The sequence below is a fragment of the Streptomyces sp. WZ-12 genome (assembly GCF_028898845.1).
Lineage (GTDB): Bacteria > Actinomycetota > Actinomycetes > Streptomycetales > Streptomycetaceae > Streptomyces.
In genome coordinates this window covers 6,649,778-6,674,564 of record NZ_CP118574.1, presented here as the reverse complement: position 1 = coordinate 6,674,564, position 24,787 = coordinate 6,649,778, and the positions used below count along the sequence as shown (strand labels likewise).

The 24,787-nt window shown below is 74.4% G+C and carries 26 protein-coding genes and 1 pseudogene; 15 read left to right on the top strand and 12 right to left on the bottom strand.

Features of this window, described 5'->3' with window-relative positions:
• Nucleotides 1-10: 10 nt before the first annotated feature.
• On the bottom strand, nt 11-406 hold the full coding sequence (locus PV796_RS28860; protein ID WP_274916347.1) for a hypothetical protein: 396 nt from the start codon (nt 404-406) through the stop codon (nt 11-13).
• A 141-nt stretch (nt 407-547) separates the two neighbouring features.
• Here PV796_RS28860 and PV796_RS28855 point away from each other — a divergent pair, with 141 nt between their 5' ends.
• Nucleotides 548-946 carry an ArsR/SmtB family transcription factor gene (locus tag PV796_RS28855; protein ID WP_274916345.1) on the top strand — a complete coding sequence of 133 codons (399 nt, stop codon included), beginning with the start codon at nt 548-550 and terminating at the stop codon, nt 944-946.
• 10 nt (nt 947-956) lie between these two features.
• Here PV796_RS28855 and PV796_RS28850 read toward each other — a convergent pair whose 3' ends face one another.
• Entirely contained in the window at nt 957-2,048 is a 1,092-nt protein-coding gene (locus PV796_RS28850; RefSeq protein ID WP_274919286.1) for an amidohydrolase family protein, read from the bottom strand.
• Nucleotides 2,049-2,554: 506 nt separating this feature from the next.
• Between PV796_RS28850 and ectA the strand changes: the two genes are divergently transcribed.
• The 4 genes from ectA (at nt 2,555) to thpD (ending at nt 5,898) form a co-directional block, all read left to right on the top strand.
• On the top strand, nt 2,555-3,121 hold the full coding sequence (gene ectA, locus PV796_RS28845; protein ID WP_274916343.1) for a diaminobutyrate acetyltransferase: 567 nt from the start codon (nt 2,555-2,557) through the stop codon (nt 3,119-3,121).
• 69 nt (nt 3,122-3,190) lie between these two features.
• Nucleotides 3,191-4,459, top strand: a complete 1,269-nt coding sequence (gene ectB / locus PV796_RS28840) for a diaminobutyrate--2-oxoglutarate transaminase (RefSeq protein ID WP_274916342.1) — start codon at nt 3,191-3,193, stop codon at nt 4,457-4,459.
• A gap of 52 nt (nt 4,460-4,511) precedes the next feature.
• Nucleotides 4,512-4,922 carry an ectoine synthase gene (locus PV796_RS28835; RefSeq protein WP_274916341.1) on the top strand — a complete coding sequence of 137 codons (411 nt, stop codon included), beginning with the start codon at nt 4,512-4,514 and terminating at the stop codon, nt 4,920-4,922.
• A gap of 76 nt (nt 4,923-4,998) precedes the next feature.
• Nucleotides 4,999-5,898 carry an ectoine hydroxylase gene (thpD, locus tag PV796_RS28830; RefSeq protein ID WP_274916340.1) on the top strand — a complete coding sequence of 300 codons (900 nt, stop codon included), beginning with the start codon at nt 4,999-5,001 and terminating at the stop codon, nt 5,896-5,898.
• Nucleotides 5,899-6,114: 216 nt separating this feature from the next.
• Here thpD and PV796_RS28825 read toward each other — a convergent pair whose 3' ends face one another.
• Together PV796_RS28825 and PV796_RS28820 are read right to left on the bottom strand one after the other, a co-directional pair.
• The gene (locus PV796_RS28825) at nt 6,115-7,188 is read right to left on the bottom strand and encodes an aminotransferase class V-fold PLP-dependent enzyme (protein ID WP_274916339.1); all 1,074 of its coding nucleotides are present in this window, start codon (nt 7,186-7,188) and stop codon (nt 6,115-6,117) included.
• A gap of 81 nt (nt 7,189-7,269) precedes the next feature.
• Nucleotides 7,270-7,974, bottom strand: a complete 705-nt coding sequence (locus PV796_RS28820) for a DsbA family oxidoreductase (RefSeq protein WP_274916338.1) — start codon at nt 7,972-7,974, stop codon at nt 7,270-7,272.
• 145 nt (nt 7,975-8,119) lie between these two features.
• Here PV796_RS28820 and PV796_RS28815 point away from each other — a divergent pair, with 145 nt between their 5' ends.
• Nucleotides 8,120-8,806, top strand: a complete 687-nt coding sequence (locus tag PV796_RS28815) for a class I SAM-dependent methyltransferase (protein WP_274916337.1) — start codon at nt 8,120-8,122, stop codon at nt 8,804-8,806.
• Here PV796_RS28815 and PV796_RS28810 read toward each other — a convergent pair.
• On the bottom strand, nt 8,757-9,317 hold the full coding sequence (locus PV796_RS28810; RefSeq protein WP_274916336.1) for a GNAT family N-acetyltransferase: 561 nt from the start codon (nt 9,315-9,317) through the stop codon (nt 8,757-8,759). The two genes, PV796_RS28815 and PV796_RS28810, sit on opposite strands and share 50 nt — an antisense overlap.
• Nucleotides 9,314-10,912 carry an aldehyde dehydrogenase family protein gene (locus PV796_RS28805; protein ID WP_274916335.1) on the bottom strand — a complete coding sequence of 533 codons (1,599 nt, stop codon included), beginning with the start codon at nt 10,910-10,912 and terminating at the stop codon, nt 9,314-9,316. The genes PV796_RS28810 and PV796_RS28805 overlap by 4 nt, the downstream gene beginning before the upstream one ends.
• A 156-nt stretch (nt 10,913-11,068) precedes the next feature.
• Here PV796_RS28805 and PV796_RS28800 point away from each other — a divergent pair, with 156 nt between their 5' ends.
• The 3 genes and pseudogenes from PV796_RS28800 to PV796_RS42080 all read left to right on the top strand — a co-directional run.
• Nucleotides 11,069-11,839, top strand: a complete 771-nt coding sequence (locus PV796_RS28800; RefSeq protein WP_274916333.1) for an IclR family transcriptional regulator — start codon at nt 11,069-11,071, stop codon at nt 11,837-11,839.
• A 171-nt stretch (nt 11,840-12,010) separates the two neighbouring features.
• Entirely contained in the window at nt 12,011-12,652 is a 642-nt protein-coding gene (locus PV796_RS28795; RefSeq protein WP_274916331.1) for a hypothetical protein, read from the top strand.
• A 324-nt stretch (nt 12,653-12,976) separates the two neighbouring features.
• Nucleotides 12,977-13,342 (top strand): annotated as a pseudogene (locus PV796_RS42080) (class F sortase); the annotation flags it as partial.
• A gap of 65 nt (nt 13,343-13,407) precedes the next feature.
• Here PV796_RS42080 and PV796_RS28785 read toward each other — a convergent pair.
• Nucleotides 13,408-14,658 (bottom strand): hypothetical protein, encoded by a 1,251-nt coding sequence (locus PV796_RS28785; protein WP_274916330.1) that lies wholly within the window; start codon nt 14,656-14,658, stop codon nt 13,408-13,410.
• The gene (locus PV796_RS28780) at nt 14,658-15,635 is read right to left on the bottom strand and encodes a 5-dehydro-4-deoxyglucarate dehydratase (protein WP_274916329.1); all 978 of its coding nucleotides are present in this window, start codon (nt 15,633-15,635) and stop codon (nt 14,658-14,660) included. The genes PV796_RS28785 and PV796_RS28780 overlap by 1 nt, the downstream gene beginning before the upstream one ends.
• 256 nt (nt 15,636-15,891) lie before the next feature.
• Between PV796_RS28780 and PV796_RS28775 the strand changes: the two genes are divergently transcribed.
• From PV796_RS28775 to PV796_RS28765, 3 genes are all read left to right on the top strand, one after another.
• Nucleotides 15,892-16,701, top strand: coding sequence for an NAD-dependent epimerase/dehydratase family protein (locus tag PV796_RS28775; protein WP_274916328.1), 810 nt, complete (start codon nt 15,892-15,894; stop codon nt 16,699-16,701).
• 148 nt (nt 16,702-16,849) lie between these two features.
• Nucleotides 16,850-17,116, top strand: coding sequence for a GlsB/YeaQ/YmgE family stress response membrane protein (locus tag PV796_RS28770; protein WP_274916327.1), 267 nt, complete (start codon nt 16,850-16,852; stop codon nt 17,114-17,116).
• 87 nt (nt 17,117-17,203) lie between these two features.
• Nucleotides 17,204-18,448 carry a TerD family protein gene (locus PV796_RS28765; protein WP_274919285.1) on the top strand — a complete coding sequence of 415 codons (1,245 nt, stop codon included), beginning with the start codon at nt 17,204-17,206 and terminating at the stop codon, nt 18,446-18,448.
• Nucleotides 18,449-18,487: 39 nt separating this feature from the next.
• Here PV796_RS28765 and PV796_RS28760 read toward each other — a convergent pair whose 3' ends face one another.
• The gene (locus PV796_RS28760) at nt 18,488-19,495 is read right to left on the bottom strand and encodes an MsnO8 family LLM class oxidoreductase (protein WP_446750702.1); all 1,008 of its coding nucleotides are present in this window, start codon (nt 19,493-19,495) and stop codon (nt 18,488-18,490) included.
• 100 nt (nt 19,496-19,595) lie between these two features.
• Between PV796_RS28760 and PV796_RS28755 the strand changes: the two genes are divergently transcribed.
• Nucleotides 19,596-20,492 (top strand): class I SAM-dependent methyltransferase, encoded by an 897-nt coding sequence (locus PV796_RS28755; protein ID WP_274916325.1) that lies wholly within the window; start codon nt 19,596-19,598, stop codon nt 20,490-20,492.
• Between the two features lie 18 nt (nt 20,493-20,510).
• Here PV796_RS28755 and PV796_RS28750 read toward each other — a convergent pair whose 3' ends face one another.
• Nucleotides 20,511-22,001, bottom strand: a complete 1,491-nt coding sequence (locus PV796_RS28750) for a hypothetical protein (protein ID WP_274916323.1) — start codon at nt 21,999-22,001, stop codon at nt 20,511-20,513.
• Nucleotides 22,002-22,211: 210 nt separating this feature from the next.
• Between PV796_RS28750 and PV796_RS28745 the strand changes: the two genes are divergently transcribed.
• Both PV796_RS28745 and PV796_RS28740 read left to right on the top strand, forming a co-directional pair.
• Nucleotides 22,212-22,457 carry a hypothetical protein gene (locus PV796_RS28745; RefSeq protein ID WP_274919410.1) on the top strand — a complete coding sequence of 82 codons (246 nt, stop codon included), beginning with the start codon at nt 22,212-22,214 and terminating at the stop codon, nt 22,455-22,457.
• A gap of 143 nt (nt 22,458-22,600) precedes the next feature.
• Nucleotides 22,601-22,741 carry a hypothetical protein gene (locus PV796_RS28740; protein WP_199836196.1) on the top strand — a complete coding sequence of 47 codons (141 nt, stop codon included), beginning with the start codon at nt 22,601-22,603 and terminating at the stop codon, nt 22,739-22,741.
• 98 nt (nt 22,742-22,839) lie between these two features.
• Here PV796_RS28740 and PV796_RS28735 read toward each other — a convergent pair whose 3' ends face one another.
• Together PV796_RS28735 and dapD are read right to left on the bottom strand one after the other, a co-directional pair.
• The gene (locus PV796_RS28735; protein WP_274916322.1) at nt 22,840-23,646 is read right to left on the bottom strand and encodes an EI24 domain-containing protein; all 807 of its coding nucleotides are present in this window, start codon (nt 23,644-23,646) and stop codon (nt 22,840-22,842) included.
• A 139-nt stretch (nt 23,647-23,785) separates the two neighbouring features.
• Complete coding sequence (gene dapD, locus PV796_RS28730) at nt 23,786-24,778, bottom strand: 2,3,4,5-tetrahydropyridine-2,6-dicarboxylate N-succinyltransferase (protein ID WP_274916321.1); 993 nt, start codon at nt 24,776-24,778, stop codon at nt 23,786-23,788.
• Nucleotides 24,779-24,787: the final 9 nt, after the last annotated feature.

The following is a 24,787-nucleotide window of genomic DNA, read 5'->3' as shown; positions in this document are numbered from 1 at the left end:
GCGGTTCCCCTCAGACCGTTCCGAAGAACAGCGGACGGCCGACCCGGGCCTCGATGCGCAGGTAGCGGAAGAGCCGCCCGTCGCCGACCGGGGTGTCGCGGACGACGCCGCAGACCCGGGAGGCGGTGGCCAGGTCGGGGACGTCGGCCAGGATGTAGGAGGTCCAGGGCGCGGCGGTGGCGGCGCCGACCATCAACTGGTCGTCGTCCAGGGTGCCGAGGACCCGGACGCCGAAGCGCTCGCCGAGCCGGTCGAAGGCGGGCCCGAGGGCGGCGGCGACGGTGGCGCGCACGGCGTCGTCGGCGGCGAAGAAGTCCTGCGTCACGCCGATGCAGAAGAGCGTGCGCAGCGGGCCGTCGGCGGACGGGTCCGGGGCGGGAACGGGTGCCGGGTGGGCGGTGGTCATCGGCGGGCCTCGCGGGTGCGTCGGCACGGCGGTGCGCGGGCACCGGTGAGCGCCGACGCGGCACCGTCCGTGAATAATTAGAGGGTCGTCAACGCATTGACGATCACCGACCGTATCACTCGTTTAGAGAGTTCTCGAACAATGTCACGTACGGACCCGGCCGCCCCCGGCGCCGTGGACCCCAGCACCCTCTCCGCGCCGGCCGACCCCGATCAGCCGGAGACCGCGCGGATCCGCCTCGGGGACCTGCTCCAGGCGTTCAGCGACCCGCTGCGGCGGGGGATCGTGCACCGGCTGGCCACCCGGGGCGAGGCGGGCTGCGGGGACATCGAGCTGCCGGTCAGCCGGGCCACCGGCTCCTACCACTTCCGGATCCTGCGGACCGCGGGCTGGACCCACACCCGTCGGGTCGGCCGCGAGCGCTACATCTCGCTGCGCCGCGCCGACCTCGAAGCGCGCTTCCCCGGCCTGGTGGAGGCCCTGCTGCGGGCCGACGCGACGGAACGGGCCACGGCGGGCGCGCCGCCGGCGGACGCCTGACCGGCGCCCGTCAGCCGACGACCCGGCCGCGCAGCACCACCAGGCGCGGCGCCGTCAGCACCCGCACGTCGGCCCGCGGGTCGGCCTCGTAGACGACCAGGTCCGCGGGGGCACCCTCGGTGAGCCCCGGGCGGCCGAGCCACTCCCGGGCGCCCCAGGTCGTCGCGGAGAGCGCGGCCTCGACCGGCAGGCCGGCCTTCATCAGCTCCGCGACCTCGTCGGCGACCAGGCCGTGCGGCAGCGAGCCGCCGGCGTCGGTGCCGGCGTAGATCGGGACGCCGGCGTCGTAGGCGGCCCGCACGGTGTCGTAGCGGCGGGCGTGCAGTCGACGCATGTGGTCGGCCCAGCGGGGGAACTTCGCCGCGCCGCCGGCCGCGAGGTCCGGGAAGGTCGCGATGTTGACCAGCGTGGGGACGATGGCGACCTGGCGCTCGGCGAAGAGCGGGATGGTCTCCTCGGTCAGCCCGGTGGCGTGCTCGATGCAGTCGATGCCGGCCTCGACCAGCGGGGCGAGGGACTCCTCGGCGAAGCAGTGCGCGGTGACCCGGGCGCCGAGCCGGTGCGCCTCGGCGATGGCGGCGGTCACCTCGCCGGGCGGCCAGCAGGCGGCCAGGTCGCCCACCGAGCGGTCGATCCAGTCGCCGACCAGCTTGACCCAGCCGTCGCCGCGCCGGGCCTCCTGGGCGACGTAGGCGACCAGGTCGTCCGGCTCGATCTCGTGCGCGTAGTTGCGGATGTAGCGCCGGGTGCGGGCGATGTGCCGGCCGGCGCGGATGATCCGCGGCAGGTCCGCGCGGTCGTCGACCCAGCGGGTGTCCGAGGGCGAGCCGGCGTCCCGAATGAGGAGGGTGCCCGCGTCACGGTCGGTGAGCGCCTGCTTCTCGCTGGTCGCGTCGTCCACCGGCCCGTGCGCGTCCAGCCCGACGTGGCAGTGGGCGTCGACCAGGCCCGGCAGCACCCAGCCGGTCACCGTCCTGGCATCGCGTGCCAGGACGGGCCGCTCGAAAGTGACGCGGCCGTCCACCACCCACAGCTCGTCGCGGACGTCGTGCGGGCCGACGAGGACCCTCCCCTTGAGGTGCAGCACCGCACCCTCGTTCATGGACGTCATGCCCGCACTGTATGCGGGCGGCACAGGCGACGGCCACGGTGCGCCGAAGTCCCCGTGCGCAGGCCCCCGCGAACGCTTTTCGAAAACCCTCGCGGTATCCGACCGATCGCGTTAACGACGCTTGTGTCGCGCCCGGACACGGGCCCTGCGGCGCCTTCCCGAGCAGCTTTTCATGAACTGCCAGCGGAACCTTCCACCGGCAAATTCCCAATTCTCAAGAAGCACAGCTTCCCGTATTCGTATGCCCGCTTTCCCGCACCTCAAACGCCAAGATTTCGCTAGCGTCAAGTCTCATTATTCAGGCACTTCAGACGAGCGTTATTGAGCTGTGACCGACTACACACTGTGCCCGTTTCGCACCAAACGTCCATGACGAATCGTGACATCTTGCGGTCGAGTCGCGCGCTCGCGCGCTCCCGCGTGATAACACAGAATCGCTTCTCGCGTAACCCGGACCCGCGATGCAATTTGCTTTTCGCCTGGGTAAATTCAATTACATGACCGCCGCACAAGCAGCCCATGCAGGTGCCCGAAGCGAAATCAGAGAAATACCGGAGGGCTTCAAGCTCGACTCCCCCCGGGTGGAGGACGGATCCGCGATCTGGCGGATCGCCCGCGACTCGAAGGCGCTGGACCTGAACTCCTCCTACAGCTACCTCCTGTGGTGTCGCGACTTCGCCGCCACCTCCGTCGTCGCCCGCGACGCGGAGGGTGAGCCGGCCGCGTTCATCACCGGCTACCTGCGCCCTGACCGCCCCGACACCCTCGTCGTCTGGCAAGTAGCCGTCGACGCGGCGCATCGTGGACGCGGCCTGGCCGCCGCCCTGTTGGACGGGCTGACCGCCCGTGCCATCGATGACATGGGCGTTCGGCGCGTGGAGACGACCATCACGCCCGACAACGCGGCCTCCAACCGGCTGTTCGCGTCCTTCGCCGAACGGCACGCAGTGCCGGTCAGACGCGAGGCGCTCTTCGACGCGGCGCTCTTCCCCGACCAGGGTCATGAGCCGGAGGTCCTGCACCGCATCGGCCCGTTCGAGGTGCCGCCCGGCACCGGCCACTGAGCCAAGCCGCGCGCGGCGCCCCACCCCCCAGACTTCCCTCCTCCCGCACTCATCTCCCTGGAGCATGTTGTGACCATCACCCAGCCCGATCTGAGCGTCTTCGAGACCGTCGAGTCGGAGGTGCGCAGCTACTGCCGTGGCTGGCCCACCATCTTCGACCGCGCGCAGGGCAGCCACCTGACCGACGAGGACGGCCACACGTACCTGGACTTCTTCGCCGGCGCCGGCTCGCTCAACTACGGGCACAACAACCCGGTACTCAAACGCGCCCTGATCGACTACATCGAACGGGACGGCATCACCCACGGCCTGGACATGTCCACCACGGCCAAGCGGGCCTTCCTGGAGTCGTTCCAGAACATCATCCTGCGCCCGCGCGACCTGCCCTACAAGGTCATGTTCCCGGGCCCGACGGGCGCCAACTCCGTTGAGGCCGCGCTGAAGTTGGCCCGTAAGGTCAAGGGCCGGGAGTCGATCGTCTCCTTCACCAACGCCTTCCACGGCATGTCGCTGGGCGCGCTCGCGGTGACCGGCAACTCGATGAAGCGGGCCGGCGCCGGCATCCCGCTGGTGCACGGCACCCCGATGCCGTTCGACAACTACCTCGACGGTCAGGTCCCGGACTTCCTGTGGTTCGAGCGGCTGTTGGAGGACCAGGGCTCCGGCCTGAACAAGCCGGCGGCGGTCATCGTCGAGACCGTCCAGGGCGAGGGCGGCATCAACGTCGCCCGCGCCGACTGGCTGCGGGAGCTGGCCGCGCTGTGCGAGCGCCAGGACATGCTGCTGATCGTCGACGACATCCAGATGGGCTGCGGCCGCACCGGCGCCTTCTTCTCCTTCGAGGAGGCGGGCATCGTGCCGGACATCGTCACCGTGTCGAAGTCCATCAGCGGCTACGGGCTGCCGATGGCGCTGACCCTGTTCAAGCCGGAGCTGGACATCTGGGAGCCGGGCGAGCACAACGGCACCTTCCGCGGCAACAACCCGGCCTTCGTCACCGCCGCCGCCACCCTGGACACGTACTGGGCCGACGGCCAGATGGAGAAGCAGACCCTGGCCCGCGGCGAGCTCGTCGAGACGCACCTCAAAGCCCTCGTCGACGAGCACCCGGACGTCTTCGTCGAGTACCGCGGCCGTGGTCTGGTGTGGGGTCTGGAGACCGTCGACAAGGACCTCGCCAACAAGATCGCCCAGCGCGCCTTCGCGTTGGGTCTGCTGATCGAGACCTCCGGCCCGCAGAGCGAGGTCGTCAAACTGCTGCCGGCGCTGACGACCACCCCCGAGGAGCTGGACGAGGGGCTGCGGACCCTCGCCCGCGCGGTCCGCGACTGCGCCTGACGCCCCCGCGTCCGACGTCCTCACCGTTCCACAGAAAGGCACTCAAGACACCATGATCGTCCGCTCGTTCAAGGACATCGAAGGCACCGACCGCCACGTCAAGGCGAAGACCGGCACGTGGGAGAGCAAGCGCATCGTGCTGGCCAAGGAGCGGGTCGGCTTCTCGCTCCACGAGACGATCCTCTACGCCGGCACCGAGACCTCCATGTGGTACGCCAACCACATCGAGGCCGTGGTCTGCGTCGAGGGCGTAGCCGAGCTGACCAACGACGAGACCGGCGAGAAGCACCTCATCACGCCCGGCGTGATGTACCTGCTGAACGGGCACGAGAAGCACACCATGCGGATCAAGGAGGACTTCCGCTGCCTGTGCGTCTTCAACCCGCCGGTCACCGGCCGCGAGGACCACGACGAGAACGGCGTCTACCCGCTGCTCACCGAGCCCGAGCCCGAGGCCGGTTGAGGTAGGGGGTTCGAACCGCCGCGCGTCACCGCGAGCCGCCAGACATTTCCGTACGAGAGGAGAGGAAGGCACCACCATGACCACCGCACCCGAGCGCACCGCCGACCTGTACCCGACCCGTGGGACCTTGGAGGTCATCACCCCGCGGAAGGACCCGGTGGTGTGGTCGCAGCCCGGCGCGGAGGGACCCTTCGCCGCGTCCGAACTGAGCGACTTCGACCGGGACGGGTTCTTCGCCATCCCGGAGCTGCTCACCCCGGACGAGGTGGCGGTCTACCGGGCCGAGTTGGACCGGCTGGTGCACGACCCGGTGACCCGGGCCGATCCGCGCTCGATCGTCGAACCGACGTCGCAGGACGTCCGCTCGGTCTTCGAAGTGCACCGGATCAGCGAGGTGTTCGCGAAGCTGGTCGCCGATCCGCGCGTGGTCGGCCGGGCCCGGCAGATCCTCGGCTCGGACGTCTACGTCCACCAGTCGCGGATCAACGTCAAGCCCGGTTTCGGTGCCTCCGGCTTCTACTGGCACTCGGACTTCGAGACCTGGCACGCGGAGGACGGGCTGCCCAACATGCGCACGGTGTCGGTCTCGATCGCGCTGACCGAGAACCACGACACCAACGGCGGCCTGATGATCATGCCCGGGTCGCACCGCTCCTTCATCGGGTGTGAGGGTGCCACCCCGAAGGACAACTACAAGAAGTCGCTGCAGATGCAGGACGCCGGCACGCCGTCCGACGAGGCGCTGACGAAGCTGGCGGACGAGTACGGCATCCGCCTGTTCACCGGCAAGGCCGGCTCGGCGACCTGGTTCGACTGCAACGCCATGCACGGCTCCGGCGACAACATCACGCCGTACCCGCGCAGCAATGTCTTCCTCGTCTTCAACAGCGTGGAGAACGCCGCGGTGGAGCCGTTCGCGGCCCCGGTCCGGCGCCCGGAGTTCATCGGGGCGCGGGACTTCACGCCGGTGCGCTAGCGCCGGCGTGAAGTCGGCGCGTGCCGTCCTGCGGCCGCCGGGCCGCGCCCCTGGTGGTGTGGCCCGGCGGCCGCCGCGCGTTTTCCGTGCCGGACGGGCCGTGGCGGCGACCGCGGATCAGCCCCGCGGTTCCGTCCCGCGCTCCGCATGGCCGGCGGAAACACCGCGGCATCACCCGGAGTTCGCGCCCGCCCCTCCCCCGCACGCCGTCGCGCCTCACTCCGTCAGCAGCTCCAGCGCCCGCGCCACGTCGTCGGTCGAGTTGTAGAGGTGGAACGCGGCCCGCAGCAGCCCGCCGCGGACCGCGACCCGCACCCCGGCCCGGGCCAGCCGTGGTTCGGCGTCGGCCAGCCCCGGGGTAGAGACGATCGCCGACCCGGGCGCGGACTCGGGGACGTACCCGGCCGCCCTCAGGCCGGCGCGGTACTGCTCGGCCAGCGCGAGGTTGTGGGCGTGCACGGTCGGCACGCCGATCTCGGCGAGCAGCCCGAGGGAGTGCTCGGCGGCGACGTAGGAGTAGTGGGCGTGCGGCTCGTCGTAGCGGCGGGCGGTGGCCGCGAGCCGGTCGACCACCCCGTAGTTGGACTCCCCCGGGTCCTCCCCGGCGGCCCACCCCGCGTGCACCGGCACCGGCCAGCCCGGGCCGCCGATCTCCCCGCGCTCCCCGCCGAAGACCATGAACGTCGTCCCGCGCGGGCACAGCAGCCACTTGAACGCCCCGCACACCACGTAGTCGAAGTCGGCGAGCGGCAGCGGCAGCCAGCCCGCGGCCTGGGTGATGTCGAGGTAGGTCCGCGCCCCGTGCGCCCGGGCGGCCTGCCGCACCGCGGCCAGGTCGGCCAGCTTGCCGTCGAGGGCGTGCACCGCGCTCACCGCGACCAGCGCCGTCCCCGGCCGCACCGCGTCGGCCAGCGCCTCCCGCGGCACCCTCCGCACCATGCAGCCGGACCGCGCCGCCAACGGGTTCACCAGCGAGCTGAAGTCCCCCTCGGCGACCAGCACTTCGGCGCCCTCGGGCAGCGAGGCGGCGACGAACGCGGACTGCACCGCGACCGAACTCCCCAGCGCCACCCGCTCCTCGGGCACCCCCATCAGCCGCGCGAAGGCCGCGCGCGCCCGGGCCGCCGGCCCGAAGTAGTCGCGCCCCATCGTCCCGTGCGAGGCCGACTCGGTCAGCGCGGCGCGGATCGCGGCGGCGCTCCGAGCGGGCAGCAGCCCGCTGGACGCCGAGTTCAGATAGACCGTCCCGGGCGCGAACTCGCCCTCGCCCAGTGCCACATGTCGCTGCATGGGCCCCACTCTGCTCGGTGATCGGCCCGGCGTCCACGGGACATCCGGTTGCCGGGCCGCCCCTGGCCGGTTCGGGCTGGTTCAGTCCCGCGGGACCGCGCAGCCGCCGTCGCCGCAGGTGTCCGCGTCGTCAGCGGCCAGGACCTGGACGGCGCCGTCGGCGTGGGCGCGCTCCAGGGCCTGCCGGAAGACGTCGACGGGCTGGGCGCCGGAGACGCCGTAGCGTCGGTCGATCACGAAGAAGGGGACGCCGGTGGCACCGAGCTCGGCGGCGGCCCGCTCGTCGGCGCGGACGTCCTCGGCGTACGCCTCCGGGTCGGCCAGCACCCGCGCGACCTCCTCGGCCGGGAGCCCGGCCGCCTGGGCGAGGTCGGTCAGGACGGCCGGGTCGGCGAGGTGTCGGGCCTCGGCGAAGTTGGCGCGGTAGAGCGCGGTGAGCAGCGCGTCCTGGACGCCGTGCGCCTTGGCCAGGTGGAGCAGCCGGTGCAGGTCGAAGGTGTTGCCGTGGATCCGGTCGGACCGGTACCCGAGCCCCTCGCCGGCGGCCGCCTCGGCGACCCGGGCCTCCATCGCCTCCGCCTGCGCGCGGCTGACGCCATACTTCGTGGCGAGCATGTCGAGCACCGGGACGTCGGTGGCGGGCGGCGCGGCCGGGTCCAGCTCGAAGGAGCGGTGCACCACCTCGACGTCCGCCCGGTGGGCGAACGCCGCCAGGCCGGCCTGGAAGCGGGCCTTGCCGATGTAGCACCAGGGGCAGGCGATGTCCGACCAGATTTCGACGCGCATGGGTCTTGCTTGCTTTCCTCGGGAACGTCCCGACCGGGGCCGGCCGGGGATACGGACGGGTGCAACAGCGGGGCGGGCGGCGTTATTCCGGCCGGCCCGGGCGGCCGGCCCGGGGCGCGCCCGGTTCCGGCGGTACCGTCCCGATATGGGCATGCCATCACCCCACCACACCGACGGTTTCTGGGAGACGACCGGGGCCGCCAAGACCTTCACGCACCCGCTGGACGCGGGGCTGCTGGCCGAGTTCGTGCCGCACAGCGCGCGGGTGCTGGACTTCGGCTGCGGCTACGGGCGGCTGACCGCGGAGCTGGCCGGGCTGGGGTACCGGGCGGTGCGCGGGGTGGACCGGTCCGCGGCGCTGGTGGCGCGGGGGCGGCGGGAGCATCCGGAGCTGGCGCTGCTGCGCTGGGCCGGGTTGCCGCTGCCGTTCGGCGACCGCAGCTTCGACGCGGCGCTGCTGTTCGCGGTGCTGACCTGCGTGCCGGACGACGCCGGGCAGCGGGCCATCGTCGGGGAGCTGGCGCGGCTGGTGCGCCCGGGCGGGGTGCTGTACCTCAGCGACGTGCCGGTGCAGGACGACCCGTTCCACCGCGCGCAGTACCGGCGGTGCGCGCGGCGGTACGGGACCTACGGGGTCTTCGACACCGACGACGGCGGGGTGTTCCGGCACCACCCGCCGCGGTGGCTGCGGGAGTTGCTGCGGGCGGCGGGCTTCGCGGTGCTGCGGGAGCTGTGGGGCACCGCGCCGACGATGGACGGCCGGACCGCCGAGCGGGTGCAGATCATGGCCCGGCGGGAGCCCGGCGGGGCGGCGGGACCAGCGGCAGGGTGAGCGAGAGGTGGCTGGCGTCGGGGGCGGGGCGGCGGTCGGGGTCGGGGCGCCAGCCGAGGCGGGTGTAGAAGGCGCGGGCGCGGTGGTTGTGCCAGAGCACGTCGAGGGCGGCCCGGGAGAAGCCGGCGGCGCGCCAGGCGTGCAGGCAGGCGGCGTGCAGGGCGCGGCCCACGCCGGTGCCCCAGTGGGCCGGATCGACGTGCAGTTGGTGGAGGGTGACGGTGGCGGGGCCGGTGCGCCGGGGGTCCCGGCGCACCGCCGCGGTGTCGGGGACGTAGGAGGCGGCGCCGACCACGCGGTCGCGGCGGACCGCGCAGAGGGTCGGACTGTCCTCGCGGTGCAGCACGCGGGACCAGACCTCGCGCCAACGGGCGTGTTCGGCGGGGGCGTCGAACGGCGCGTCCGGCACCCGGCCGCGGACGTAGGCGGCGCGGGCGGCGGTGTGCAGGGCGGCGATCGGCTCCAGGTCGGCGGCGGTGGCGGGGCGGACCTGCGGGGTGACGGGGGTCATCGGTCGGTCCACGCCCCTGCCGCGCGGCCGCCGGGCCGGTCGGCGCCCGGATGCTCGGGCCGGTCGTCGACGCGGCGCGGCAGCCCCAGCGGGTTCTCCTCCAGCAGTTCGGGCGGGAGCAGGGCGGGCGGGGTGTCCTGGTAGGCGACCGGGCGCAGCCAGCGCTCGACGGCGGTGGCGCCGACGGAGGTGGCGGTGGAGGTGGTGGCCGGGTAGGGGCCACCGTGGTGCTGGGCGGGGGCGACCGCGACGCCGGTGGGCCAGCCGTTGACCACGACCCGGCCGGCGAGCGGGGTGACCGCGGCGAGCAGCCGGGCGCCGCGGCCCTCGGGGTCGGTGCCGGCGCTCTCCGCGTCGGCGAGTTGGAGGGTGGCGGAGAGGCTGCCGGGTATCCGGGCGAGCACCGCGCCGACTTGGTCCTCGCCGGCCGCGTCGGCGCAGCGGGCCACGACGGTGACCGGGCCGAAGCACTCCTCCAGGAGCAGGTCGTGCGGCCCGGCGGCGGTGAGCCGGTCGGCGGGGACGGTGAGCACGGCCGCGTCGACGGCGGGTCCGTCCCCCTCCGGGGCGGGCGCCAACGCCATCTGCACGCCGGGGAGTTGGGCGCGCTCGCGGACGCCGGCGAGGAAGGCGTCGCGCATCCGGCGGTCGAGCATCACGCCCGGCCCGGTGGCGCCGGCGGCGGCGGTGAGGGCCGCCAGCAGTCGGTCGCCGGCCGGGCCCGCGGGCAGCAGGACCAGCCCCGGCTTGACGCAGAACTGGCCGGTACCGAGCGTCATCGAGCCGGCCAGTCCGGTGCCGATCTCCTCGGCCCGCTCGGCGGCCGCGGCCCCGGTGACCACCACGGGGTTGAGACTGCCCAGTTCGCCGTGGAACGGGATGGGGCGCGGGCGGGCCGCGGCCGCGTCGTACAGGGCCCGGCCGCCGCGGACCGAGCCGGTGAAGCCGGCCGCGGCGAGAAGCGGATGGCGGACCAGGTCCAGGCCGGCCTGGAAGCCGTGCACCAGGCGCACGGTGTCCGCCGGCAGACCGGTGTCGGTGGCGGCCCGGCGCAGCAGCGCGGCGCACCGCTCGGAGGTGGCCGGGTGGTCCGGGTGCGCCTTGACCACGACCGGGCAGCCGGCCGCGAGGGCGCTGGCGGTGTCGCCGCCGGGGACGGAGAAGGCGAGCGGGAAGTTGCTGGCGGCGTAGACCGCGACCACGCCCAGCGGGATCTTGTAGCGGCGCAGGTCGGGGCGGGGCGGGGCGAGGTCCGGGGCCGGGTGGTCGATCCGGACGTCGAGGAAGGCGCCCTCGTCGACGAGGGCCGCGAAGCTGCGTAACTGGTAGGCGGTGCGGGCGAGTTCGCCGGTGAGGCGGGGCGTGCCGAGCGCGGTCTCGGCGTCGGCGGTGGCCACGACGCCGTCGGCGTCGGCCTCCAGGAGGGCGGCGGCGCGGCGCAGCAGGGCGGCCCGTCGGCCGCGGTCGGCGAGCGGGCCGCGGGCGGCGTGCGCGGCGCGGACCGCGACGTCCACCGCGTCGGCGGTGGCCTCCGCCCCAACCCGCTCCCGACGCTTCCCGGTTCGGGGGTCGACGCTCCAGACTGGTGCTGCCACCGGTGCTGCCTCAGCTGTCACCGTGCGTTCCTCCCGGGCGAGTTCGGGCCGCGCGAAACCTTGCCGCACACGGGACGGCGTTCTATATGCTGAACGATGTCCCAGATGATGAATCTCTGGGACTCTATGGCCGTCCGAACTGAGGGGTCAAGGGCGATGACAGTTGCCGAGAACGGAGGAGCACAGGTCAAGTCCGCGGTGCGCACGGTGGAGTTGCTGGAGTTCTTCGCGGGCCGCCCCGGCATGCACAGCCTCGCCTCCGTCCAAGAGGCCGTCGGCTACCCCAAGTCCAGCCTCTACATGCTGCTGCGCACCCTGGTCGACCTCGGCTGGGTGGAGACCGACGCCACCGGCACCCGCTACGGCATCGGCGTCCGCGCCCTGCTGGTCGGCACCTCGTACATCGACGGCGACGAGGTGGTGGCCGCCGCCCGCCCCACCCTGGACCGGCTCTCCGACGACACCACCGAGACCATCCACCTCGCCCGGCTCGACGGGGTCAACGTGGTCTACCTCGCCACCCGCCAGTCCCAGCACTACCTGCGCCCGTTCACCCGGGTCGGCCGCCGGCTGCCCGCGCACTCCACGTCGCTGGGCAAGGCGCTGCTGGCCACCCACACCGACGACCAGGTGCGGGCGATGCTGCCGCCCACCCTGCCCGCGCTGACCGAGCACACCCGCACCGACCGCGAACGACTCATCGAGGAGCTGCACGCCATCCGCGCACAGGGCTTCGCGGTGGACCGCGAGGAGAACACCCTCGGCCTGCGCTGCTTCGGCGTGGCGATCCCCTACCGCACCCCGGCCCGGGACGCGATCAGCTGCTCGGTGCCGGTGGCCCGGCTGACCCCCGCCCACGAACAGACCATCAAGGACGCGCTGTTCGACGCCCGGGACCGGCTGACGCTGGCCACCCGTCGGCTGTGAGCCGTCCCGGCGCCGCCGACGGCCACCAGGTGGACCCGCTCACCCGTTCACCGTAGGCCAGCAGGACCGACCGGCCCCCAAGGGCTTATCTCGTGGGAGGAGGCGCGGAACTCACCGACTTCCCCAGTGGCGCACCATGTGTCACGTCCGCGCTTCGCGGAGGTCGTTCCCATGCGTTCCACCCGACTGTTCACCGGCGCCGCGCTGTCCGCCGCCACGCTCGGCCTGGCCGCCACCGCCGCGTACGCCGGCGACTTCGGCACCATCGAGGTCTCCCCGGGCACGGCCGCGGCCGGCTCGGTGGTCTCCCTCTCCACCACGGGATGCGGGGCCAGCCGCTCGGCGAGCGTGGACGCCGCCGCCCTGGGGGGCGGCACGGTCACCTTCGCCCCGGGCACCGCCAAGAACTCCCTGGAAGGGAAGGTAACGGTCAAACCCGGTACCAAGCCCGGCACTTACGGGCTCGGCGGGAAGTGTGCCGACGGTATGCAGCTCACCGGCACCGTCAAGATCGGCGACGCGTCCGCCGACCCCAGCACGAACCCCAGCGGCCAGAGCAGCGGGATGGCGCACCCCAGCGGCAGCCCGAGCAAGCCCGCCAAGGAGAAGTCCGGCCCGAAGACGCCCGGCAAGGAGCACCCGCCGGCCGGGCATGCCACCATGCCGCCCAAGGGCAAGATGAAGACCGGTGAGGGCTCCACCAGCGAGGACGGCGTCAGCGCCACCGAGGTCGCGGCGGGCGCCGGCGTGGCGCTGGCGGCGGCCGCCGGCGCCGTCTGGCTGGTCCGCCGCCGGACCGGCGGCCGGTACTGACGCGAGGCCCCGCCCCCGGCCGGCCGTGCCCCCCAAGCGCCCCGCAGCGCCCGGTCCCCCGCCGCCGTCCCCCGGCGGCGGGCGGCCGGGTCGGCGCGGCCGGGCGGGCGCGGCCCACCCGCGCCGGGCGGCGCCGGCCGGCGGGCTGGCGGCCGTCGTCCTCGCACTCGCCTGCGGCGCCGGGCCTGGCTGATCGCCGACGGCAGCCGGGACACCGCGCCGCCCCAGCCGCCCGCCGCCCAGGGGTTCACCGGCCGGACGCCGGACGCCGCCCCGACCGCGCGCGCGGCCGCGCCGCCCCTCCCGGCGGCCGAGCCGCTGCGGGTGGCGGTCCCCTCGCTGCGCATCGACGCCCCGCTGACCCGCCTGGGGCTGGCCGCGGACGGCAGCCTCGCCCCGCCGCCGGAGGGCGAGAGCAACCTGGCGGGCTGGTACGCCGAGGGCACCCCGCCGGGCACCACCGGGACCGCGCTGATCGCCGGCCACGTCGACAACCGCGCCGGCCCCGCGGTCTTCTACCGCCTGGGCGCCCTGACGAAGGGCCACACCGTGCGGATCCTGCGCGCGGACGGCCGCACCGCCGTCTTCACCGTCGACGCGGTGGCGGTCTACGACGGCCGGCACTTCCCCGACGAGCGGGTCTACGGCGAGGCCCGCCGGCCCGAACTCCGGCTGATCACCTGCGGCGGCGGCTTCAGCCGGCGGCGGCAGGAGTACCTGGGGAACGTCGTGGTCTTCGCCCACCTGACGGGAAGTCAGGAGGCCGGGACGGAGTCCGCACCGCTGCCCTGGGCCCGGCCGCCGGCCGACCGGTTCAGCGCCCGCAGCGCACCGCGCACCGCCGCCAGGTCCGCCGCGCCGGCCAACCCCGCGTGGTAGAGCCGCAGTTCGTCGGCGCCGAGCGCGGCGGCGTGCGCGGCGTCGGCGGCGAGCGTGCCGGGGCTGCCGCCCATCCCGGCGACCACGCCGAGGTTGGCGGCCACCGTCGCGCCCGCGGGGCGCCGGGCGAACGGGCCCAGCGCCGCGGCCCGTTCGGCGGCGCCGCCGGTGCACGGCACCACCACCCCGTCCGCGGACGCCCAGACCACCGCCGGGTCCACCCCGGGGTTGGGCCCGCACCGGTGCGGGGCGGGGTCGGCGTGCAGCAGCACCCGGAAGCCGTCCGGCGCGGCGGCCCGCACGGCGCCCACCACCGCGCCCCGCAGCTCCGCCGCCGCCCGGTCCCGCCAGGACCGCACGGCACCCGCGAGGTCCCGGCCGAGCAACTCCTCGACGGCGGCCCACTCCCCCGCCCGGCCCTCGCCGTCCGGCGCCGCCGCGCCGTCCCACACCGGCGCCAGCGCCCGTCGCACCGCGGCCGCCACCTCGCCCCGTGCCAGGCCGAGTTCGGCGTATCCGCCCTCGCAGACCGGGCAGCAGCAGACCGACATCAGGTACTCAGCGGCGCCGCCCAGGCGGACGCCGGCCAGCTTGTCGTGGCCGTGCAGATGCGCCAGCCCGTACCACCCGCAGGACTCCAGCTCCGCACCGCGGGCGCCGGGCCGGGCGGCCGCCTCGGCGGCGAGGCGGACGAGGTAGTCGCGCACCTCGGGGCGGGCGATGCAGGGCGCCCACGGGTACCGGTCGCCGTGGGCGTTGCGGACGACGACGGCCGGATGGTCCGCTCCCACGCGGGAGTTGTGGGCCAGCACCACCCAACTGTGCACCTCCAGGCCGGCCGCGGCCAGGGCCCGCGCGGCGGTGCCGAAGGGGTCCGGGTCGGCGACCCAGTCCTGGGCGTAGGGGCGCAGGGCGCGGCCGGCCCAGCGGTCCGGGTCGGGCGGGTAGAGGACCGCGGAGTGCCGGGCGGTGACGATGCGGTGGCGGGGGTGGCGGGGGGTGAGGGCGCGGGTGGAGTGGTAGGCGGCGGCCAACGTGACCTGCTGGACGCCCAGTTCGGCGAGCCGGTCGGGGGCGTCGGGGTCGCCGACCACGTCCCAGGGGTAGAGGAAGGCGGCGGCCCGCATCAGGCGCCGCTCCCGGGCGCGGCCGCGACCAGCGCCAGCCCCCGGTCGAGGAGGCGGGCCAACTGCTCGACGTGCGCGGGCCCGGGGTCGGACAGCGGTGGCCGCACCCCGCCGACGGGCGGCCCGCCGCGCAGCCGCACGCCCGCCTTGACCAGCGAGACGGCGTATCCGCTGCCCTGGTTGCGGAGCTCCACCAGCGGCCGGTAGAAGCCGTCCAACAGCCGGGCGACGGTGGCGTCGTCGCCGTCGTCCAGCGCCCGGTGGAAGGCGAGCGCGATCTCGGGGGCGAAGGCGAAGACGGCGGAGGAGTAGAGGCGGACGCCCAGGCCGCGGTAGGCGGGGCCGGTGAGTTCGGCGGTGGGCAGGCCGTTGAAGTAGCGGAACGGCCGGTCCGGGGCGGCGGTGCGGACCGCGCTGATGATGCGCTGGAGCAGGTCCAGGTCGCCCAGGCCGTCCTTGAGGCCGATGATGCCGGGGGTTTGGGCCAGGGCGGCGACGGTGTCCGGGGCGAAGACGGCGTTGTCGCGCTGGTAGACGACGACCGGGAGCGGGGTGGCGGCGGCGAGCGCGGCGTAGTGGCGGAGCAGGCCGGCCTGGTCGGCCCGGACGAGGTAGGGCGGCATGGCCAGCAGCCCGTCGGCGCCGGCGGCGTGCGCCAGGCCCGCGAACTGGGCGGCGAGCGCGGTGCCGTAGCCGGTGCCGGCGAGCACCGGGACCCGGCCGGCGGCCTCGTCCACCGCGGCGGCGACGCAGGCGGCGTACTCGTCGGGGGCGAGCGCGTGGAACTCGCCGGTGCCGCAGCAGGCGAAGACGGCGCCCGCGCCGGCCGCGACGCCGGCGCGCACATGGGTCCGGAAGGCGTCCAGATCCAGCGCGCCGTCGGGGCCGAAGGCGGTCACGGGGAAGAACAGCAGCCCGCCGAGGCGGTCGGTGAGCGGGCGGCGACTGCCGGCGGCTGGGGGAGGGTGTGCGGTCACGGGGTCTCCCTGGCGTACGCGGGGGCGTGCTCATATACGTTCATGACCGATGTCCATATTTCTGAACGGCGTCACGGTATTGCAGCCGTCCCGGACGGGTCAAGGGTGCCCGCACCGCGCCAACACCCCGCCGCGCAAGCCGATTTGGGCGCGGCGTCAAGCGGCTTGACCGGCCAGGATCGACATCCCTAGCGTGTCCATCCATCTGAACCGCATCGTGCCCACGGCCCGCCGCCCAGCCGGAGGAGTACCGCCCATGACCGCACCCCGCACCGTCCTGCTCACCGGCGCCGCCGGCGGCGTCGGCACCCTGATGCGCGCGCTGCTGCCGCCCTACGGCCACCGGCTGCGGCTCTTCGACCAGCGTCCGATCGAGGGCGAACCGGACGCCGTCACCGCGGAGTTGGCGGACGCCGAGGCGCTGCGCGCGGCGGTCCGCGGGGTCGACGCGATCGTCCATCTCGCCGGCATCTCCCTGGAGTCGTCCTTCGAACGGATCCTGAGCGCCAACATCGAGGGCACCTACCGGCTCTACGAGGCGGCCCGCGAGGCGGGCGTGCGCCGGGTGGTCTTCGCCTCCTCCAACCACGCCGTCGGCTTCGCCCCGCGCCCGCCGGACGGCTCCGCCGCCCTCCCCGTCGACACCCCGCACCGCCCCGACACCTTCTACGGCCTGTCCAAGTGCTTCGGCGAGGACCTCGCCGCCCTCTACTGGGAACGGCACGGCATCGAGACCGTCTCGCTGCGCATCGGCTCCTGCTTCCCGAGGCCGACCACGGTGCGGATGCTCTCCATCTGGCTGAGCCCGGCGGACTGCGCCCGGTTGCTGCACGCCGCGCTCACCGCCGAGGGCGTCGGCCACACCGTCGCCTACGCCTCCTCCGCCAACACCCGCCTGTGGTGGGACCTGTCCACGGCCCGCGCCCTGGGCTACGACCCGCAGGACGACTCCGAGCCCTACGCCGCGGAGCTGCTCGCCGCCCAAGGGCCGCTCGACCCGGACAACCCCGAACACACCCATCTTGGCGGGGCGTTCTGCACCAATCCTCCCATCTGGCCGCATTAGCGGTCAGATCCGGGTGATTCACCGGGGCACGGAACCTCGCGCCCGTCCCGTCGCGTCCTTGGGGGCACACCGCCTGTCCGGCACCGGTTCGCCGCGTTCCGGCAGGCCAGCACGGAAACGCGGCAACGCGGGAACGAGGTAACACACCATGGGCATCGTCAGCTGGCTCGTACTGGGCCTGATCACCGGCCTGATCGCCAAGGTGCTGCTGCCGGGGCGGGACCCGGGCGGCCTGGTCGGCACCACCCTGATAGGCATCGCCGGCTCCTTCATCGGAGGCTGGCTCTCCACCCGCTTCCTGGACCGCCCGATCCCGCGGGACTTCTACGACCCGTCGATGTGGATCGCCGCGGTGGCCGGCTCCCTGGTCCTGCTGATCGCCTACCGTCTGCTCTTCGGCAGCTCCCGGCGCTGACCCGCCCGGCCACCCGCCGCCGGACGCGGACGGCGCCCCGCCGGAACTCGCGCACGCCCCCTGACCGTTAGGGCTGTCATGACCGCAATGACTCCTGGCTCGAACCTCCCGCTCAGCGCCGCGCGGGTGGCGGTGACCGTCACCGCCCCCGTGCGGCTGGACGTGTCGGGCCTGCTGCTCACCGCCGGCGGCACGGTGCGCTCCGACGACGACTTCGTCTTCTACAACCAGCCCACCGCGCCCGGGGTGAGCCACCGCGCGGCGGCCGACGGCGACACCATCACGGTGGACACCGCCGCGGTGCCACCGGACGTCGACAAGGTCGTGGTGACCGCGAGCCTGGACGCGCCCGGCACCACCTTCGCCGGCACCGAGCCGACCGGCACGCTCACCGAGGTGGACGGCGGCGCGGTGCTGGCCACCTTCACGCCGCCGCGGCTGGGCCCGGAGACCGCGCTGGTGGTCATGGAGCTCTACCGCCGCGGCGGCGGCTGGAAGGTCCGCGCGGTCGGCCAGGGCTACGCCGACGGACTCGCCGGCATCGCCACCGACTTCGGCGTGGACGTCTCCGAACCGGCCGCCCCGCCGGCCCCCGCGCCCCAGGCACCCGCCGCGCCCGCCGCACCGCCGGCTCCCCCCGCTCCCCCGGCCCCCGTCCCGCCGGGCCAGTGGGCCCCGCCCACCGGTCCCCCGGCGCCGCTCGCCCCGCCGCCGGCCGCCGGCCATCCCGCCGCGCCCGCGCCGCCCGCCACCGGCAAGATCAACCTCGACAAGGGCCGGGTCAGCCTGCGGAAGAACCAGACCGTCTCGCTGGTCAAGGGCGGCCGCCCGCTGCTCGGCTCGGTCCTGATGGGGCTGGGCTGGGAGCCGGCCCGGCGCGCCCGGAGCATCGACCTGGACGCCTCGGTCATCGCCTACGGCCCGGACCGCGGCAAGGTCGACAACTGCTACTTCGGCAAGCTGATGATCCTCGACGGCGCCGTCCAGCACTCCGGCGACAACCTCACCGGAGACGGCGCCGGCGACGACGAGGCGATCACCGTGCACCTCGGCGGCATCCCCCCGGAGGTCACCGGCCTGGTCTTCACCGTCAACTCCTTCTCCGGCCAGAAGTTCTCCGAGGTCGCCCAGGCGTACTGCCGGCTGACCGACGCCCAGACCGGCGAGGAGCTGGTCCGCTTCGACCTGACCGGCTCCGAACCGCACACCGGCGTGCTGATGGCCAAGCTGGTCCGGCAGTACTCCGGCGAGTGGGAGATGACCGCGCTCGGCTCGTTCGTCGACGCCCGCACCGTCCGCGGCATGGTCAAGCCCGGGGCCGCCGCGCTGTAGCCGCCGGCGGGTGCCGGGGCGGACCCGGCACCCGCCCGCTCAGCCCCGCCCCGCGAGGCCGACCACCCGCGCCAACCGCTCGTAGGACTCGCGCAGCGCCGCCCGGTCGTGGGTGCTGGTGGTCACCAACACCTCGTCCGCCGCGGTGCGCTCGACCAACGCCGCGAGCTCCCGGGCGACCTGCTCCTCCGTGCCGTGGACGTGCCCGAGCAGCGCGTCCTCGTAGAAGCCGCGCTCGCGCGCCGACATCCCGTCCCCGGACACCGCGCCCCCCACCGGCGCGAGCGGCGGGAACACCCCGTGCGTCCGGGAGTGCGCCAGCGCCCGCGCCTCCGGTATCAGCAGCCGCCGCGCCGCGTCCGGCGTCCCGGCCACCGCCACCGTCCCGGAGATCACCACGTACGGCCGCGGCCACAGCGTCGACGGGCGGAACGCCGCGCGGTACTCCTCGACCGCCGCCGACAGCTTCTCCCGGTCGCGGAAGTCGCCGATGACCAGGGCCAGCCCGGCCCGGGCCGCCACCCGCGCGCCGGCGCCGGTCGCCAACACGAACGCCGGCACCGTCAGCCCCTCGGCGGGCCGGGCGTGCACCTGCGGATGGGCGGTCTGGGTGCCGGTGAAGTACCCCAGCAGCTCGGCCAGCTGCCCCTCGAAGCCCTCGGCGGCGTCCTTCTGCGTGCCCAGCGCCCGCCGGATCCCGCCGGTGAAGCCGACCGACCGCCCCAGCCCCATGTCGATCCGCCCCGGGAAGAGCGACTCCAGCACCCCGAACTGCTCGGCGACCACCAGCGGGCGGTGGTTGGGCAGCATCACCCCGCCGGTGCCGACCCGGATCGTCGAGGTCGCCGAGGCCACCGCGGCGGCCAGCACGGTGGGTGCCGAGCCGGCGACCCCGGGGACGCCGTGGTGCTCGGCCACCCAGAACCGGTGGTACCCCAGCCGCTCGGCGTACCGGGCCAGCTCCACGGTGTCCCGCAACGCCGCGGCGGGTGGGTGTCCCTCCCTGGTGCGGGAGCGGTCCAGGATCGAGAATTGTGTCATCCGCATCGTCGAGCTCACCTCTCCTTCAACGCCCGCCCGCGCCCAAGATTCCGCCCGCACGCCCCCTCGGACCCTCCCCCCGCGGCTTCACGACGAGGAGCGTCAGATGACCCAGCAGCCGCCCCCGGCCGGCGGTACCGGCCGGCCCGCGCAACCGGACCACCCGGACGGCCCACCCGGACCGGAGCTCCCCGACCGGGTCGCCGCCACCTACGGCGAGAAGGACCTCAGCACCGTCCCCGCGTTCGCCGGCGGCTTCATCAACTTCGGCTACTGGGCCTGGTTGCCGGAGCCCACCGACCGGCCGCTGACCGAGGACGACCGGATCCGCAGCGAGCAGGACCTCTACCGACTGGTGCTGGACACCTGCGACCGGCCGCGCGGCCGCACCGCGCTGGAGGTCGGCTGCGGGCGCGGCCTGGGCTGCGCGCTGGCCCTGCGGGAGTTCGACTTCGGGTCGGTGATCGGCCTGGACGCCCACCCCGACCAGATCGCCCGCGCCCTGGAGGCCAACGCCGAGCTGCTCACCGAGAAGGCCGGCCCCCGCCGGCTGGAGTTCGTGCTCGGCCCGGCCCAGCGGATGCCGCTGCCGGACGCCTGCACCGACGTCGTCTACTCCGTCGAGGCCGCCCAGCACTTCCGTGACCTGGCCGGCTTCGCCCGGGAGGCGGTGCGGGTGCTGCGCCCGGCGGGGCACTTCGCGCTGGCCACGTTCCTCGCCCGGGTCCCGGACGCGGTGCGGGTGCTGCCCCAACTGCTGCCCCCGTACGCCAACGGGCTGGACATGACGCACCTGGTGGACGACGTGGCCGGGACGTTCACCGCGGCCGGGCTGCGGGACGTCGCGGTGACGCCGATCGGCGACGGGGTCTGGGAGTCCTACGACCGCTATATGGCCGAGCGGCCGGAGCTGCGCGACAAGTGGCCCCGGCAATACCTGACGGCCTATCAAACAGGCTTGCTGGACTACTACTTGATCACCGCGGCGGCCCCGGCCGACTGACCCCTGCCCGGCGCCCCGTCAGTCGGAGCGCCGCGACCGCGCCTTGAACGCGGCCTTGCGCGCCTCCTTGGCGGCCTTCTTGTCCGGGTGGAGCTGACCCATCGCCTCCAGCACCTCGGCGGTGGCCGGGTGGTCCACCCGCCAGACCTCCTCGAAGAACCCGCTGTGCTGTTCGGTCAACCCCCCTACGAGCTCCGTGAGTTCGGCGGCGGCCTCCTCGTCGGTGGCGCCCAGTTGGGCCGCGATGGTGTCCACCGTCAGCCAGAAGACCATGTCCTGGGACGGCTCGGGGATGCCGGGCAGCCCGCGCTCGGCGAGCCAGACCCTGGCCAGCCCGCCCAGGTGCCGGTCGTCGAGCACCTCGCGCAGCGCCGGCTCGGCCTCCGGGGAGACCAGGGAGAGGGCCTGCTGGGCGGCGAGCCGGCGCAGCGGGCCGCGCTCGTCGTCGCCGCGGGCGGCCACGAGCAGTTCGCGGGCCGCGTCCAGCGGGGTGCGGGCGGCGAGCCACTGCTCGGCCTCCACCTGGGCCAGCACCTCGGGGTAGTCCGGCAACGCCTCCAGCAGGACGTCGGCGCCCTTGTCGGCGAGGTCCCCGACGGCCGGGGCGTCCACGCCGGCGTCCAGCATCCGGGCGCGGACCGCCCAGACGCCGAGCGGGGTGAGCCGCACCAGGCCGTAGCGGGCGACGTCCTCGTCCTGGAGCGGCTCGGCCGCGGAGACCGTCTCGCCGTCCTCGTCCAGCTCCTCGATGAGCGCCTCGTCGACCGGCCGGTAGGCGACCAGCCCGATCGGCTCCAGCACCCGGAACTGGTCGTCCAGCCGCATCATCGCCGCGGAGACCTCTTCGAGGATCTCGTCGGTGGGCTCGTCCATGTCGTCCGGGACGATCATGGAGGCGGCCAGCGCGGGCAGCGGGACGTCCTGGTCGGGGGCCTCGCCCAGGGCGTTGAGGAGGTAGAGGTTGCCGAGGATGCCGTCCAGCAGCTCGGCCTCCTCCTCCGGGTTCCAGTCGATCGAGTCCAGGTCCAGGTCGCCGCCCTCGGCGAGCTGGTCGGCGAGGTCGGAGAGGTCCGGGGCGACGGCGTCGGCGAGCACGGTCTCCATGCCGCCGAGCCAGATGTCCAGGACGTCCTGGGGGCTGCCGGAGGTGAGCAGGGCCAGCTCCTCGCCGGGGGTGGCGGTGCCGACCGCGGCGTCGTCGGGGAGGTCGTCGGCGCCCGCCTCGTCCTCGTCCTCGTCGATCTCGACCAGTCCGGTGTCCACCGCCAACTGCCACGCCTCGGCGGTGTAGGCGGGCCCGTCCTCGTCGCCAGCCAGGCCCAGGTGCTCGGTGGCGGCCGCGAGCGACTTCTCCAGGAGCTCGCCGCCGACGCCGACCGGGACGCCGGATGCGGACCAGCGGGCCAGCTTGGCGGCCCGGACCAGCAGCGGGGAGCTCAGCGCGTCGCGGGCCAGCTCCGCTTCGGAAGTCAGCCGCACCGGCGGCATGGTGGGGCGGTCTGCGGACATCTGGCTCAGCTCCTCGGACGGACGTGTCGCTCGTGCGCCGCCCAAGCGTAGACGGAATTCTCCCCATCTCGGGCGGTTCACTTCTCCGTACGCTCCCGTCCACCGGGAGAACCTTGACAACTCCCTTGCGTACACAAGAGGTTGACGCGCGTAGCGAGCGCTGGTCCCGCTCCGCAGCACCTCTCCCGCCCCCTTCTCAGGGAGGCACGGATGCCATCTGGTCGCACGCTCCGCAGCCCCGCCGCCCTCGGCACGGCGGTCGTCGCGGCCCTCGCCGGCGGGCTGCCCGCCGCCGAGCGCTACAGCTACGTCTACCAGGGCAACTCCCAGGCGCTGGACCACCTGCCCACCAGCCGGGCGCTGCCCCGCACCGGCTACGACATCGTGCGCCGCAACGCCGAGTGCGCGGACCAGACCAACGACCACGACCCGCAGGTGCTGCGGATCAGGCCCTGAGCCGGCCCCCGAGCCGAGCCCTTCGCCTCACCCGGGGTGATCGCCCGGTCACTCCACTGGCCCACTCCCGAGCGCCGATCGCGCCCGGGGGTGCGGTACTGGGCTGGTAAGCACCCATTTTCGGCGAGACAAAGGGAGTCATGATGCCGAAGTCGCAGAACCGTAAGTCGGGCAAGCAGGACCGGGCCGCTGAGCGGCGCTCCGAGCAGCACCGGCCGCAGTCGGAGGAGTCCGCCGCCGAGCGCACCCAGGACCTGAAGCCGCGGTCGCGCAAGGCTGACTGACGCGGGTAGGGCAGGTCATGCCCAAGCGGCCGTCGCACCGTCCGGGTGCGGCGGCCGCTTCGTCGTGACGGGCGTCCGCGGAAAGCGCGGAACCACGCTCACCAGGAGGCCGGCACCGCCCGGCCCTCGGGCTCCGCCCCGTCCGCCACCGCCGGCCCGGCGTCCGCCCCGGTCGGCATCAGCTCCCGCACCAGCAGGGTGGCCCCGGCCACCGCCCCCGGCGTGAGCACCACCGCCGCGAGCGGGATCAGGAACAGCAGCACCAGCGGCGCCCCGAAGCCGACCGCCAGCCCCCACCGCCCGCGCAGCAGCGCAAGCCGGGCCCGGACCGGGACGTCCCGGCGCTGCATCGCCACCGTGGTCAGCTCGACGGTGAGGAAGAAGCCGGTGACGCAGGTGCCGACGACCGGGACCACGGTCTGCCCGACGACCGGCAGGAAGCCCAGCGCGAAGAACAGCACCCCGAAGGCGGCGGCCCGCAGCAGTACATGGGCCATGTCCCGCAGCGCGATGCCGAGTTCGCGCCACAGCGGGCGGTCCGGGCCGGGTGGGCAGCCGCCGGCGCTCTCCTCGACCCGCTCGGAGAGCGACTCGTAGAAGGGGTCGCCGATCAGCAGGGTGACGGCGGTGAACGTCAGCACCGACAGCGTCAGCCCGCCGGCCAGCAGCAGCGCCACGAACAGCCCGCGCAACAGCCCCTGCCAGGGGGAGCCCCAGCCGTCGGCGAACGGCGTCGCCCAGGCGGCGAGGTCGCCGGACTCCAGGGTCAGCGCGAACAGCGCCCCGGCGTAGAGCACCAGCGCGATCAGGGCCGGGATCAGCCCGAATCCCCACCACCGGCCGTGCCGGGCGGCCCAGCACACGCCCCGGCCCAGATACCGCACCCCCGCCACAAGATCACGCATATCGGCCACCCTACCGGCGCGGGGCGGGAGTTGACCGGTCCGCGAGGTAACGCCCGCGGCCGGCCCCGGACGCGCCGGCGCCCCGGGCCGGCGGGGTCGGTTCGCCGGCCCGGGGCGCCGAACGCGGGCGCGCCACCGGTCAGTTGTGGCTGTGCAGGATCTCGTTGAGACCGCCCCAGACCGCCTTGTTCGGGCGGGCCTCGACCGTGCCGGTGGTGGAGTTACGACGGAAGAGGATGTTGTCGGCGCCGGACAGCTCCAGTGCCTTGACGATCTGGCCGTCGGGCAGGGTGACCCGGGTGCCGGCGGTCACGTACAGGCCGGCCTCGACCACGCACTCGTCGCCGAGCGCGATGCCGATGCCGGACTCGGCGCCGAGCAGGCAGCGCTCGCCGATGGAGATGATCTGCTTGCCGCCGCCGGAGAGGGTGCCCATGGTGGAGGCGCCGCCGCCGATGTCGGAGCCGTCGCCGATCACCACGCCGGCGCTGATCCGGCCCTCGATCATGGAGGTGCCCAGGGTGCCGGCGTTGAAGTTGACGAAGCCCTCGTGCATGACGGTGGTGCCGGCGGCGAGGTGGGCGCCCAGTCGCACCCGGTCGGCGTCGGCGATCCGGACGCCGGCGGGCGCCACGTAGTCGGTCATCCGCGGGAACTTGTCGACGCTGGTGACCTGGAGGTGCAGGCCCTCGGCGCGGGCGTTGAGCCGGGCCGTCTCCAGTTGGTCGACCGGCACCGGGCCGAGCGAGGTCCAGGCGACGTTGGCCAGCAGGCCGAAGACGCCCTCCAGGCTCTGGCCGTGCGGCTTGACCAGGCGGTGGCTGAGCAGGTGCAGGCGCAGGTAGGCGTCGTGCGCGTCCAGCGGCTTGTCGTCGAGGGAGGCGATGACCGTGCGGACGGCCACGACCTCCACGTCGCGGACCGGGTCCGGGCCGATCGCCTTGAGGACGGCGGCACCCAGCAGCTCCGTGGCGCGGTCGTCGGCCAGCCGCTCGGTGCCGGCCGGGCCGGGCTCGGCGACGAGCGAGGGCGCGGGGAACCAGGTGTCGAGGACGGTGCCGTCGGCGGCGACGGTGGCGAGGCCGGCGGCGACGGCGCCGGTGGTGCGAGAGGAAGTTGCAGCATCGGTCATGTGGGAAAC

Bases quoted from the DNA above. Each gene is read 5' to 3' on its own strand.
- PV796_RS28770 (WP_274916327.1), top strand. From the start codon at position 16,850: ATGGGCATCGTCAGCTGGCTCGTACTGGGCCTGATCACCGGCCTGATC.
- PV796_RS28820 (WP_274916338.1), bottom strand. From the start codon at position 7,974: ATGCGCGTCGAAATCTGGTCGGACATCGCCTGCCCCTGGTGCTACATC.
- PV796_RS28740 (WP_199836196.1), top strand. From the start codon at position 22,601: ATGCCGAAGTCGCAGAACCGTAAGTCGGGCAAGCAGGACCGGGCCGCT.
- PV796_RS28800 (WP_274916333.1), top strand. From the start codon at position 11,069: ATGACAGTTGCCGAGAACGGAGGAGCACAGGTCAAGTCCGCGGTGCGC.
- PV796_RS28860 (WP_274916347.1), bottom strand. From the start codon at position 406: ATGACCACCGCCCACCCGGCACCCGTTCCCGCCCCGGACCCGTCCGCC.
- ectA (WP_274916343.1), top strand. From the start codon at position 2,555: ATGACCGCCGCACAAGCAGCCCATGCAGGTGCCCGAAGCGAAATCAGA.
- PV796_RS28745 (WP_274919410.1), top strand. From the start codon at position 22,212: ATGCCATCTGGTCGCACGCTCCGCAGCCCCGCCGCCCTCGGCACGGCG.
- PV796_RS28825 (WP_274916339.1), bottom strand. From the start codon at position 7,188: ATGCAGCGACATGTGGCACTGGGCGAGGGCGAGTTCGCGCCCGGGACG.
- PV796_RS28775 (WP_274916328.1), top strand. From the start codon at position 15,892: ATGACCGCACCCCGCACCGTCCTGCTCACCGGCGCCGCCGGCGGCGTC.
- PV796_RS28760 (WP_446750702.1), bottom strand. From the start codon at position 19,495: ATGCGGATGACACAATTCTCGATCCTGGACCGCTCCCGCACCAGGGAG.
- PV796_RS28765 (WP_274919285.1), top strand. From the start codon at position 17,204: ATGACTCCTGGCTCGAACCTCCCGCTCAGCGCCGCGCGGGTGGCGGTG.
- PV796_RS28750 (WP_274916323.1), bottom strand. From the start codon at position 22,001: ATGTCCGCAGACCGCCCCACCATGCCGCCGGTGCGGCTGACTTCCGAA.
- PV796_RS28795 (WP_274916331.1), top strand. From the start codon at position 12,011: ATGCGTTCCACCCGACTGTTCACCGGCGCCGCGCTGTCCGCCGCCACG.
- thpD (WP_274916340.1), top strand. From the start codon at position 4,999: ATGACCACCGCACCCGAGCGCACCGCCGACCTGTACCCGACCCGTGGG.
- PV796_RS28855 (WP_274916345.1), top strand. From the start codon at position 548: ATGTCACGTACGGACCCGGCCGCCCCCGGCGCCGTGGACCCCAGCACC.
- PV796_RS28810 (WP_274916336.1), bottom strand. From the start codon at position 9,317: ATGACCCCCGTCACCCCGCAGGTCCGCCCCGCCACCGCCGCCGACCTG.
- PV796_RS28785 (WP_274916330.1), bottom strand. From the start codon at position 14,658: ATGCGGGCCGCCGCCTTCCTCTACCCCTGGGACGTGGTCGGCGACCCC.
- dapD (WP_274916321.1), bottom strand. From the start codon at position 24,778: ATGACCGATGCTGCAACTTCCTCTCGCACCACCGGCGCCGTCGCCGCC.
- PV796_RS28755 (WP_274916325.1), top strand. From the start codon at position 19,596: ATGACCCAGCAGCCGCCCCCGGCCGGCGGTACCGGCCGGCCCGCGCAA.
- PV796_RS28835 (WP_274916341.1), top strand. From the start codon at position 4,512: ATGATCGTCCGCTCGTTCAAGGACATCGAAGGCACCGACCGCCACGTC.
- PV796_RS28735 (WP_274916322.1), bottom strand. From the start codon at position 23,646: ATGCGTGATCTTGTGGCGGGGGTGCGGTATCTGGGCCGGGGCGTGTGC.
- PV796_RS28815 (WP_274916337.1), top strand. From the start codon at position 8,120: ATGGGCATGCCATCACCCCACCACACCGACGGTTTCTGGGAGACGACC.
- PV796_RS28850 (WP_274919286.1), bottom strand. From the start codon at position 2,048: ATGAACGAGGGTGCGGTGCTGCACCTCAAGGGGAGGGTCCTCGTCGGC.